Below are 12,214 nucleotides of genomic sequence, written 5' to 3'. Positions count from 1 at the left end.
CATGGTGAAGGACAAGTTCGGGATTTACGGTACCGTGTCCGACGAGATGGTGATCAACTCAGCAATGGAGTCCCTGTGCCGGCACAGCTGACAACCAAAGCCCAGGTCAATGGTTATCGCTTTCTGCTACGCAGGCTCGACCATGCTCTGGTCCGCCGTGACGTGCGCATGTTGCACGATCCGATGAAGTCGCAGAGCCGCTCGCTGATGGTCGGCGCGGTCCTCGGTCTGATCATCGTGGCGGGGGCGGCCATCCTCGGCTTTCTGAAACCACAGGGCGCGATCGGCGACGCGCTGATCGTCACCGGGAAGCAGAGCGGCGCCATGTATGTGGTCGTCGAGGCGAAAGAGGGCGAGAAGACCCTCCACCCGGTGCTCAATCTGGCCTCGGCCCGGCTGATCGCCGGCGAGGCGCAGTCACCGAAATCGGTCAAGGACGACAAGCTCGGTTCGATGCCGCGCGGCCCGCTGCTCGGCATTCCCGGTGCTCCGGCGGCGATGCCGGGGTCCAAGCAGGGGTCGAGCTCGAATTGGACGCTGTGCGAGACCACCCCGCTCTCGGCCGCGGGTAGCGCGTCCGGCGCGGGCGGCGGGCTCACCACCGCCATCGTCGGCAAGCTCGAGACCGGTGACCGGATCGGCGCTGTCGGCGCCGACGACGCCATGCTGATGCGTCACAGCGACAAGACCTTCCTCGTGTACAAGGGCGCGAGGGCCGAGGTCGACCCGGCCAACTCGGTGCTCGCCCGTACCCTCGGACTGACCGGGCAGCAGGTCCGTCCGATCGGCAGCGCGGTGCTCGGCGCGACCACCCAGGCCCCGCCGCTCGCCGTGCCTGCCATCGAGCGCGCGGGCGAACCCGGCCCCGGCAAACTGTCGAATGTGCCGATCGGCGGCATCATCTCGGTGACCGGCGTCGAGGCCGCGGGCAAGGAGACGATGTACGTGGTGCTCGCCGACGGCGTGCAGCGTGTCTCGGAGTTCACCGCCGACCTGCTGCGCAACGCCGATTCCCGGGGCATGCGCGAGATCGCCGAGCTGGCACCGGATGTGCTCGACCGGATGCCGATGCTGCACACCTTGCCGATCGACGCCTTTCCCGAACACAAGCCGCGCATCCTGTCGGCCGAGGACGCCCCCGTGGCGTGCGTGAACTGGGCCAAGGATCCCGGTGAGGCCACCGCGCAGGGCAAGTCGGTGGACGGGCCGACCGAACGCGCCACGGTGACGTTGCTCGCCGGCACGAAACTCCCGCTGGCCGCTGCGGCCAAGCCGGTGGCTCTGGCGACCGCCGACGGTTCGGGCAACCGCATGGATGCCGTGTACCTGGCGCCGAGCACCGGCGAATTCGTGCAGGTCACCGGTGCCGAGCCGGGAAGCCTGCGGCGTGAGTCGCTGTTCTATGTGGCCGACAACGGGATTCGCTACGGCATCCCGGATGCCGCGGCCGCCGCGGTGCTCGGACTCGGAGACAAGCCGAGGCTCGCGCCGTGGTCGATCATCGGCCAGCTCGTCCCCGGCCCGACTCTGTCCGCGAAAGACGCACTGACCAGCTACGATTCGCTGCCTTCGACCAGCAAATAGCCGAAAGGAGCGGGGCCGGGCGCGCATTCGCACCGGCCCGCTCGTCGGCGTTCAGCTCAGGTTCGGGATCTGTCCGATATTGAGGGTGGCGACGATCCCGGCCAGCGCGGTCCGCATGTCCGGCTCTTCGATGCGCATCAGCACGTCGTCGTCGACCTCGGCGAGGTCGAGCCCTTCGGTATTGGCCAGCCGGAACTCGCGTTCCTCCTCCGCCGACTCGATCACATTGCGGATGAAGCGACCGTTGCCCGCGAGGTCGACACCGCGGCGCGGTTGCCCGCTCTGATCGGTGCTCTCCAGGTTGTAGAGGTAGTCGCAGGTCTCGATCAGGGTGTCCAGCGACTCCGGCGACAGCTGCGAATCCCGGCTGCCCGCCACGATTTCGCCGATCTGCCCGAGTTCGGCGGCCGTGTACGACGGGAACTGCAGACGCTTGGCGAAGCGGGAGGCCAGGCCGTCGTTGGCGGCGAGCAGCCGGTCGATCTCACCGTCGTACCCGGCGATGATCACCACGAGCCGGTCACGGTCGTTCTCCATGCGCGCCAGCAGCGTGTCCACCGCCTCGCGACCGAACGCGTCACCGCCCGAGAGTCCGGTCTGGATCAGCGTGTAGGCCTCGTCGATGAACAGCACGCCGTCCATCGCGCTGTCGATCAGCTTCTCGGACTTGATCGCCGTGCCGCCGAGGTTCTGGCTCACGAAGTCGACCCGCTTGGCCTCGACCACCTTGTCGGTCTTCAACAGCCCGACACCGCAATAGATCTTGGCCACCACCCGCGCGATGGTGGTCTTACCGGTACCGGGCGGACCGGTGAAAGCCAGGTGCTGGCCGCGGGATTGACTCGACAGGCCCTTGCCCGCGCGGATCTTGGCCAGCTGCGCCGAGGACTGCAGCTTGGCCACCTGGTTCTTCACCGAGGCGAGTCCGACCTGCTTGTCGAGCTGTGCGCGTGCCTCGGCGAGCACGGTCTTCGCACGGTCCTCGGCGGCGGCCTCGTTCATCGAGGCCAGCGTCGGCGCCGAGCCGGCATCCCACTTGTCGGTGCGCGCGTCGATCACCTCGCGGCTGGTGACCACGATCCGGAAGGTGCGGTCGCGCATGGCGGACGTGTTGGCGGCGAAATCGGGCAGCTGCGAGTAGACCTGTTCGAACAGCTTCTGGGCTTCGGCCTCGTTGCCCGATTCCCGCAGGCACAGGCCACGGTTGTACATGGCGGTGAACTTGGCCGACGGAATCGGGCCTGCCTCAGCCTGTTCCATCCGCCGGATCGCCTCGCCGAACAATCCCAGCTGCGCGCACGCGGTGCCGACCATCACATTCGCGCCGGTGGCCAGATAGGGGTCTTTCCAGCTTTCCGAGCCGGCCAGCACGGTCATCACGTCCGACCAGCGCTGCGTGTTGTAGTGCAGGATGCCGCGAATGTAGGAGCTGATCCGATCATCGATCTGCTTGTCGGGGTCCTCGGCGCGGCCGCCGCGCAGCTTCGCCAGTTCGTCGAGCACCTGCTCGGCCTGGTCGTAGTCGGTGTCCGCGATCAGCTGCGATGCCCAGGCCAGCCAGATCTCGGTGAGCCCGGCCAGCGGGTAGTCGATGTAGAGGCCGGGCAGGAAGCGCCCGGCCATGGCGCGCGGGGCGAGGCCGATCCTGCGCTGCTCGCGACCGAGTGAATCGAGGCTGGTCCGGTGCAGATTGAACAGCACCTCCTTGGTCACCTCGCCGGCTGCCGCGCGGCCCAGCCACGCGTCGCACATCGAGGAATCCCATTCCGTCGCGCGCTGGAAAGCCAGCTTCGCGTACTCCTCGTCGCGCGCGGACTCCTGACCGTCGATGGACAGACCGAGCGAGAGGACGCCCGCGTCGAAGGCGCGCTGAGCCTGGCGAATGTCTGGCATGTGTTGTCGGACCCCGAAATCTTCCTCTGATGGACAGCTGGTGTTCAATCCGGCGGTAGGACTTCGATCGCGCCGGTTTGCCCTGTCCGTTAGATTAGGTAACGCTGCCGTGTGGTCGCAACGGAAGTAGTCAGCTACGACTGAGAGTTCATCACTGGTGTCGACGTTGTTAGGCAATGAGCCCGAATTATGCCGAGTTTCAGTGATCGGGGGTGATACGCAGCTCGACATAGGTCTGCCCGCCACGGTTCCGATCGCCGGATTCATCGGTGATCTGGTGGCGCTGATCCGCTCGCGGGATCCGCGCCCGCTCGAAGGCGACGAGGACTCCGCGCCGATCCGCGCCCAGCACTGGACGCTGGCGCGACTCGGGCAGGACCCCCTCGCGCCGAGCCGCACGCTCACCGAGGCCGAGGTCTACGACGGTGAGCTGCTGGTGCTGAGCCCGGTGACCCGCCGAGAGTCGCCCGCGCTGTTCGACGATGTCATCGACGCCGTATCCCGGCTCACCGCAGGCGAGTTCCGCGGGTGGTCCGGATCGGCGGCCCGCTGGACCGGGCTCGTGCTGGCGACCGTCTCGATCATCGCCGCACTCGCCCTGTTGGTCGTCTCGCGCGCACACACCGATCCACTCGCCCCGGCGTTCGCGCTGCTCGGCACCGGGATCGCCGCGTCGGCGGCGGCCGGAATCGCCGCGCGGAAATTCACGGATTCGATTACCGCGAACTGGCTTTCGCTGGACGCGCTGCTGCTGCTGTTCGGCGGGGGCGCGCTGGTGGTGCCGGGCGGGCTCGGTGCGGGCAGTCTGCTGCTCGGCAGCGTGACGCTCCTGGTCGCCGCGGTGATCGGGTACCGGGTCACCGGGATCGGTGCCGGATTGTTCGCCGCCGCGATCACGCTCAGCGTGTTCGGCGCGGTGTCGGGCGCCATCTACCTGATCTGGCATCCGGGGCTGGCCAAGCTGTTCGCCGGGGTACTCGTGGCGGCGGTGATGCTGCTGTCGTCGGTGCCGCGCCTGGCCGCGGTGACGGCAAGACTGCCGATTCCGCCCGTGCCGACCGCGGGCGGTGCCATCGACCCCGCCGATCACGAACAGCGCCCGACGATCGAGGGCGTCGGTGCGGTCGGTGCGATCGCGCTGCCCTCGGCGGCCGGGCTCGGCGAACGCGCGCGGGTGGCGAATCAGATCCAGACCGGTCTCGTCGTCGCCTGCGCGCTCGCCGCGCTGATCGGTGCCGTCGGCGCGGCCGACCCGTTCGGCTCGTTCCACTCCGGCGGTGTCGCCCTCGCGGCGGTGGCGGGGATCGTGCTGTGTCTGCGCGGACGCTCCTACGCCGACCTGGTGCAGGCCGCCACGCTGATCATCGCGGGCGCGCTCACCCTGCTCGCGTTGCTGACCGGCCTCGGCCTCGGCCACGAATCCCTCGAATTCGTCGCGGTGGCACTGCTGTTGGCGACTGCGGGTGCTGTCATCGGGTTCGGCGTCATCGGACCCCATGTGGAAGTGACGCCGGTGACGAGGCGAATGATCGAGATCTTCGAGTACCTGTTGATCATCACGATGATCCCGCTCGCGCTGTGGGTGATGGATGTGTACTCGACCGCCCGCAACATATGACCGGCGCAGCCATGCGGCGCGCGCTGCTGCGGCTCACCTGTGCGGCGACCGTGCTCGGCACGGTCGCCGGATTCCCGATGCCGGCGGGCGCCATCGCCCCGCCGCGGATCGATCCGGGCGCGCTCGACGCCGCACTGGCGCTGAGTGGGCGACCGGCTCCGCTCGAGGCGACCGAACAGCGCGAACTGTGTGCCGAACCGGTGCTGCGCGGCAACGCGCCGGTCGAACCGCCGATGGCGCAGCAGGTTCTCGATCTGCCCTCGGCCTGGCAGTTCAGCCGGGGGGCCGGGCAGAAGGTGGCTGTGATCGATACCGGCGTCAACCGGCATCCGCGCCTGCCCGCGCTGCAAGCGGGCGGTGACTACGTCAGCGATACCGACGGCACCGTCGACTGCGACGGCCACGGCACGTTGGTGGCGGGCATCATCGCCGCCCGGCCCTCACCCGACGACGCGTTCGTCGGTGTCGCCCCGGACGCGGAGATCCTGGCCATCCGCCAGCTCAGCCTCGCCTACGACCGCAAGGACCGGGCCGGTTCGGTCAAGGAAGACGGTGCGCTGCGCAGCGACGGCTACGGCAGTGTGCTCACCCTCGCCGGCGCGGTCGTGCGCGCGGTGGACATGGGCGCCACCGTGATCAACATCTCCGAAGTGGCCTGCACCGCAGCCGGTTCCAATACCGCCGACGGCTCGCTCGGCGCGGCCGTGAAGTACGCCTACGACCGCAATGTGGTGGTCGTGGCGGCGGCGGGCAATGTGGAGCAGGGCGGACCGTGCCAGAACCAGAACGAGGGGTCCGGCTGGAGTTCGGTGACCACGGTCCCGTCCCCGGCGTGGTTCACCCCGTACGTGCTGTCGGTCGGTTCGGTCGACGCCGACGGCCAGCCCTCGGCGCTGTCGCTGCGCGGGCCGTGGGTCGGAGCCGCCGCGATCGGCCGCAACATCGTGTCGCTGGACAGCAAGCCCGGTGGCGCCGGGCTGGTCGACGGCGTGCAGACCATGGAGGGTGTGCAGCCGATCGACGGAACCAGTTTCGCCGCACCGTATGTCGCCGGGTTGGCCGCGCTGATCCGGTCACGGTTTCCGGAACTGTCCGCCCAGCAGGTGATCGAACGGATCACCCGCACCGCGCACGCACCGGGGCGCGGCCGCGACGACGCCATCGGCGCCGGTCTGATCGACCCGCTCGCGGCGCTCACCGCACCGTTGTCCGCCGAGCCGCCCAGCCGGGGCGCCGACGTCGGCCATCCGATCGCCGAACCCTACGCGGCGCCGGAACCGGATTCCCGGCCGCGCCAGGTCGCGATCGCCGGATCGCTGTTCCTGTTGGCCGCCTTGGGAATCGGCGCCGCGTTCGGGTTCCCGTTCCGCCGCCGCGGTGTTGACCTCAATCAGGAATTCGAGGAGTAGAGGGTTCGATGGCAACCGAAGGTTTCGTCCGTCGCCCCCGGATCGCGCCGCCGCGCGCACCGGGCGGTGAAGTAGCGCTCACCCCGCCGCCGGAGATCCAGCGCGCCATCCCGTCGCCGCTGATGATGAAGCTGATGCCCGTCATCATGGTGGTCGCGGTGGTCGGCATGATCGCGATGATGGTCACGATGGGCCGCAATCTGCTGGCCAATCCGATGATGATGATGTTCCCGATGATGATGCTCATGTCGATGGTCGGCATGATGGCGGGCATGCGCGGCGGTGGCCCCAAGCGCGCCGTCGAGCTCAACGAGGAACGCAAGGACTACTTCCGCTATCTCGACCAGGTGCGCAAGGACGTGCGCACCACCGGAACCAAACAGCTGGAGACCCTCGGCTGGAGTCATCCCGAACCCGCCGATCTGCCCTCGCTGATCGGCAGCAGGCGGATGTGGGAGCGCCGCCCCACCGACCCCGACTTCGGGCATGTGCGCGTCGGTGTGGGCAGCCACCGCCTCGCCACCAAGCTGGCCAGGCCCGAAACCGGCCCGCTCGAAGACCTGGAGCCGGTGTCCACGGTGGCGCTGCGCCGTTTCGTTCGCACGCATTCGGTGGTGCACGAACTGCCGACCGCGGTCTCGCTGCGCGCCTTCCCCGCCATCAATATCGGCGGTGACCTCGACGAGGGCCGCGAGCTGGTGCGGGCGATGCTGATGGAACTGACCACCTTCCACGGCCCGGACAATCTCGTCGTCGCCATCGTCTGCGCCGATCCCGACGCACAGTGGGCCTGGGCGAAATGGCTTCCGCACGTGCAGCATCCCTCGGTGCGTGACGGACTCGGCTCGGCGCGGATGATGTACACCTCGCTGGGCGAGCTCGAATCGGCGTTGCAGACCGAGCTGATGGAACGCGGCCGCTTCATGCGCAATCCGCAGCCGACCCAGGGCAGGCTGCACCTGGTGGTGGTGATCGATGACGGCTACATCAGCGGCAACGAGCGCACCATCAGCGAATCCGGCCTCGACTCGGTGACCGTGCTCGATCTGACCGCCCCCGAGAACGGGCTCGCGGCGCGTCGCGGCCTGCAGTTGGTCGTCGCCGACGGCGCGGTGTCGGCGCGCAGTGCCGCCGGGGTGGAACGGTTCGCCACGGCCGACGAGGTCAGCCCGGCCGAGGCGGCGGCCTTCGCGCGCTCGCTCGCCCGCTACCGGCTCGCGACGGCCGCGCAGATCGTCAGCCTGGGGGAGGGCACCACCAGTGACCCCGGCCTGATGGCGCTGCTGCGCATTCCCGACGCCGCCCAGATCGACCCGGCCAGGGTGTGGCGACCGCGAACCGCGCGGGAACGCCTGCGGGTGCCGATCGGTATCACCCCGGACGGCACGCCGGTCGAGATCGACATCAAGGAATCGGCCGAGAACGGCATGGGCCCGCACGGGCTGTGCATCGGCGCCACCGGCTCCGGCAAGTCGGAATTCCTTCGTACGCTGGTGCTTTCGCTGGTCACCACGCACTCGCCGGACGCGCTCAACCTGGTACTCGTCGACTTCAAGGGTGGCGCGACGTTCCTCGGCCTCGACTCGCTGCCGCACGTCGCGGCCGTGATCACCAACCTCGAGGACGAGCTCTCGCTGGTCGACCGCATGAAGGACGCGCTCGCCGGTGAGATGAACCGCCGCCAGGAGCTGCTGCGCTCGGCGGGCAACTACGCCAACGTCACCGACTACGAGAAGGCGAGGGCGGCGGGCGTTCCGCTCGACCCGCTGCCCGCGCTGTTTGTGGTCGTCGACGAGTTCTCCGAATTGCTTTCGCAGAAACCGGATTTCGCCGAACTGTTCGTGATGATCGGTCGCCTCGGTCGTTCGCTGCACGTGCATCTGCTGCTGGCCTCGCAGCGCCTGGAGGAGAACAAGCTGCGCGGCCTGGAATCGCATCTGTCCTACCGGATCGGTCTGCGCACCTTCTCCGCCAACGAATCTCGCGCGGTACTCGGCATCACCGACGCCTACCACCTGCCCAGCGTGCCCGGCGCAGGCTACCTGAAAAGCGATGCCTCCGAACCGCTTCGATTCAACGCCAGCTACGTCTCGGGTTCCTATGTCGCGCCGGTCGGCACCGTCATCGACGACGACGGCGCGCCGGTCGGCGGGCAACGGCCGGTGGTGTTCACCGCGGCCCCCGTCGAAGCCGCCGAGCTCGAGCCGGAACACGAGGAGACCGACCCGATCCTGCGCGGTCGGCCCGAACTCCCGCCTCCGCCCCCGGCCGGTGGGCAGAGCACCGAGGAGGGCATCCCGGATTCGTTGCTCGACGTGGTGGTCAAGCGGCTGACCGGGCACGGCAGGCCGGCCCACGAAGTGTGGCTGCCCCCGCTGGAGGAATCGCCGACCGCCGACATGTTGCTGCCCGATCCGGACTGGCGTTCCCCGGTGAACCGGCACGGCCAGTTGTGGATGCCGATCGGTGTCATCGACAAGCCCTACGAGCAGCGCCGCGACGTGCTCACCATCAATCTCGCGGGCGCACAGGGCAATGTCGCGGTGGTCGGTGGCCCGCAGTCGGGCAAGTCGACCACCTTGCGCACGATCATCCTGGCCGCGGCCGCCACGCACACGCCCGAACAGGTGCAGTTCTACTGCCTCGACTTCGGTGGCGGCAGCATGGCCGGCCTGGTCGGAATCCCGCACGTCGGTTCGGTCGCCGGTCGTCTCGACGGCGATCGGGTCCGGCGCACCATCGCCGAGCTCACCACCCTGATGCGGCAGCGCGAAGAACGGTTCGCCGAGCTCGGTATCGAATCCATGGCCGAGTTCCGCCGGCGCAAGTTCTCCGCGCTCGAGGCGCGACAGATCAACGGGACCACCGCCGCACCGGGTGACCTGCTCGCCGCCGACCAGTTCGGTGACGTCTTCCTGGTGATCGACGGCTGGGGCGCCATCCGCGAGGAATTCGACATCCTCGAACCGCTCATCAATGCCATTGCCACCCAGGGTCTTTCCTTCGGTGTCCACCTGATGATCGGCGCCTCGCGCTGGGCCGAGATCCGCCCGGTGGTCAAGGACCAGGTGGGTACCAGGCTGGAGCTGCGCCTGGGCGATCCGGGTGACTCGGAGATGAATCGTCGCACCGCGCACCAGGTTCCGGTCGGCAGGCCGGGTCGCGGTCTCACCCGCGAACAGCTGCACATGCTGATCGCGCTGCCCCGCCTGGATTCGGACTCCGACCCGTCCACGGTGGCCGACGGTGTCACCAGGGCACGCGAAGAACTCATCGCGCTGTATCCGGGACGACGTGCCCCGCAGGTGCGCATGCTGCCGCTGAGTTTCCCGCGCGACGAGGTCGTCGCCACCGCCAAGGGGCAGGGCGTCGAGCTCGACCGCAGCAAGGTCGTCGTCGGTCTCGGCGAATCCGAATTGCAGCCGCTGATCCTGGATTTCGGTCTCGAACCACACTTCATGGCCTTCGCGGACGTGGAATGCGGCAAGACCACGCTGCTGCGCAACATCGTGATGAGCATCGCCGAGCAGTCCGACGCGTCCCAGGCGCGGGTCATCCTGATCGACTACCGGCGCACCATGCTCGGTGTGCTCGAGGGCGATCAGCTGGCCGGGTACTCCACCTCGTCGCAGACCTGCGGACCGATGATCGCCGAGGTCGCGGGCTACCTGGCCAAGCGAATTCCCGGTTCCGACATCACCCAGCAGCAACTGCGCGAGCGCAGCTGGTGGTCCGGCCCGGAGATCTATGTCGTCGTCGACGACTACGACATGGTGGTCACCGGATCGGTCAATCCCTTTGCCCCGCTGCTCGAATACCTGCCGCAGGCACGCGATATCGGCCTGCACCTGGTGGTCACCCGGCGCATCGGTGGCGCGTCGCGTGCGCTGTACGACCCGGTGCTCGGCGCGATGAAGAACCTGTCGGTACAGACGCTGATCATGAGCGGTTCCCGGGACGAGGGAAAGCTGATCGGCGATGTCCGCCCGAGCAAGATGCCGCCCGGCCGAGGCACGCTGGTCTCCCGGAGCCAGGGCATCGAACTCGTGCACATCGCCGACCTGCCACCGCTGTAACCGTGCACTCAGCCGGGGAAGCGATCCATCAGCGGCAGCGCCGGGACGGAACGCCGGTGGCCCGGGCGGCGCAGCGGCGGACCGCACCAGCTGTCGGTGCGCCGTTCGAACAGCGCGCAGGACGGGCCGGTCGCCAGTGGGTCGGCGATGCGGGCCAGGGTGAAGCCGGCGCGGCGGTAGTAGTCGTGGAGCTGGCGGTTGGCGGTCCAGGCATCGAGGCGGACCCAGTCCCGGTGCTTCTGGTCGGCCAGCCGGGCCGCGTGGGCGAGCATCCGGTGTCCCACCTGCTGACCGGCGAATCGCAGGTCGACGATCATGAAATGCACGATCACCGACTCGGCGAGTTCCCACGCCGACCACAGACCGGGATCGGCACGCTGGTTGACCGTGATCGTCCCCGCGGGCTCGGTGTCCACCTCCGCGATCCATGTCTCACCCCGATCCAGCGCCCGCCCGACCGCCCCGGCGAAGCTCTCGATCGGTCGGCCGCGTCCCGCCACCGTCCACTGATCCGACCCGCGTGCCGTCAGCCACGACGTGCGCTGGACACGCAGGCGGCAGATCAGCGGCAGATCGCCCAGGGTGGCCGGGCGCAGGCACACCGTCATGGCAGCGCGACGGCCAACCCGGGTGCGATGCCTAGGGTGCGGGCGATGACGTCGCTGCCCGTGGTGTCGCCGAGCTGGTAGGCCAGCTGGTTGCGGCCCGCCAGCGAACGGTGGCGGGTGGCGCGGGTGACGCGGTTGTGGTTGGCGCCGATGCGCAGGTGGTCGAGCAGGACGGTGCCGGTGGCGACGCCGAGCACCGCCGCCTCCTCGGCTGTGGCGGCGCGCGCCAGCACGGTGTCGCGGTGAGCGGTCTCGCCGTAGCCCCGGTCGGCCAGGCGGCGGGTGGTGCCCTCGGGGATGTCGTGCGGGGAGTCGATGCCCGCGGCTTCGGCGAGGTCGCGGGGGTAGAAACTCACTTCCCACGACCACGGTTCGTTGTCCAGGTACTGCACGACCGTGCGGGCGAGCACCCACGAATCAACGGCCACACCGAGCCAGCGCGCGACTTCGGTGTTCGCGGGTTCCATCCTGGTGCTGAATTGCTTGGACGGTTCCCGGTTGGCCGCGCGCGCGATCTCCTCGAAGATGTCGTGCGCCGACTTGGGCCGATCGCGCCGGATGTGGTCGGTGACCACCGACTCCAGGACTTCCTGGTTGCGCACGATGGTGCCGCGGGAAGTCGCTGTGTAGACAAGATTTTCGGCGACGAGCACCTGAATCGCGTTGCGCGAGGTGGTGATCGAGACCTGCATCTGATCGGCGAGCTCGGAGTGGCTGGGTAGCCGGTCGCCCGGTTTCCATGTGCCCGCGTGGATCTCCTCACGGAGGAGGTTCGCGATCCGGAGATAGGTCGGACCGTCCGCCATCATGCTCCTCGGTAGGTCGTGCAGGTAACGAAGTGTACTCGTATCGGTTACCTACGGCCGAGTAATGCTTGACAGAAAGCTTGCGAGGTTTATTGTAATGAACGTCCTGATCCGGTGCTCTGCGGCGATGACGGCGAGGCAACGTGGCTGGTTCGGAAAGTTCGACAGTTGTAATGGCTTTCCCCGACACAGTGCGGAGTGTCGATACCATCGGGCTCCC

7 protein-coding genes are annotated in these 12,214 nt (G+C 68.5%); 4 read left to right on the top strand and 3 right to left on the bottom strand.

Annotated elements, in window-relative coordinates; genetic code table 11:
* Window positions 1–75 precede the first annotated feature (75 nt).
* Window positions 76–1,584: a type VII secretion protein EccB gene (eccB, locus tag ACFWFP_RS14300; RefSeq protein ID WP_379295201.1), complete on the top strand. Its 1,509-nt coding sequence runs from the start codon at window positions 76–78 to the stop codon at window positions 1,582–1,584.
* A 51-nt stretch (window positions 1,585–1,635) separates the two neighbouring features.
* Here eccB and eccA read toward each other — a convergent pair whose 3' ends face one another.
* Window positions 1,636–3,477, bottom strand: coding sequence for a type VII secretion AAA-ATPase EccA (eccA, locus tag ACFWFP_RS14295; protein ID WP_379295200.1), 1,842 nt, complete (start codon window positions 3,475–3,477; stop codon window positions 1,636–1,638).
* 157 nt (window positions 3,478–3,634) lie between these two features.
* Here eccA and eccD point away from each other — a divergent pair, with 157 nt between their 5' ends.
* Genes eccD through eccCa form a run of 3 tightly spaced genes read left to right on the top strand, consistent with a single transcriptional unit; the run spans window position 3,635 to window position 10,580 of the window.
* Window positions 3,635–5,095 carry a type VII secretion integral membrane protein EccD gene (gene eccD / locus ACFWFP_RS14290; protein ID WP_379295199.1) on the top strand — a complete coding sequence of 487 codons (1,461 nt, stop codon included), beginning with the start codon at window positions 3,635–3,637 and terminating at the stop codon, window positions 5,093–5,095.
* Window positions 5,092–6,504 carry a type VII secretion-associated serine protease mycosin gene (gene mycP / locus ACFWFP_RS14285; protein ID WP_379295198.1) on the top strand — a complete coding sequence of 471 codons (1,413 nt, stop codon included), beginning with the start codon at window positions 5,092–5,094 and terminating at the stop codon, window positions 6,502–6,504. Before eccD ends, mycP begins: the two co-directional genes overlap by 4 nt.
* 8 nt (window positions 6,505–6,512) lie before the next feature.
* Window positions 6,513–10,580 (top strand): type VII secretion protein EccCa, encoded by a 4,068-nt coding sequence (eccCa, locus tag ACFWFP_RS14280; protein ID WP_379295197.1) that lies wholly within the window; start codon window positions 6,513–6,515, stop codon window positions 10,578–10,580.
* An 8-nt stretch (window positions 10,581–10,588) separates the two neighbouring features.
* On the opposite strand, the gene ACFWFP_RS14275 is transcribed toward eccCa, so the two are convergent.
* On the bottom strand, window positions 10,589–11,188 hold the full coding sequence (locus tag ACFWFP_RS14275) for a GNAT family N-acetyltransferase (protein WP_379295196.1): 600 nt from the start codon (window positions 11,186–11,188) through the stop codon (window positions 10,589–10,591).
* Window positions 11,185–11,994, bottom strand: coding sequence for a GntR family transcriptional regulator (locus ACFWFP_RS14270; RefSeq protein WP_379295195.1), 810 nt, complete (start codon window positions 11,992–11,994; stop codon window positions 11,185–11,187). Before ACFWFP_RS14270 ends, ACFWFP_RS14275 begins: the two co-directional genes overlap by 4 nt.
* Between the last annotated feature and the right edge of the window lie 220 nt (window positions 11,995–12,214).

It is taken from the genome of Nocardia sp. NPDC060249 (assembly GCF_042728755.1).
GTDB lineage: Bacteria > Actinomycetota > Actinomycetes > Mycobacteriales > Mycobacteriaceae > Nocardia.
This window is presented reverse-complemented; position numbering and strand designations above follow the sequence as displayed.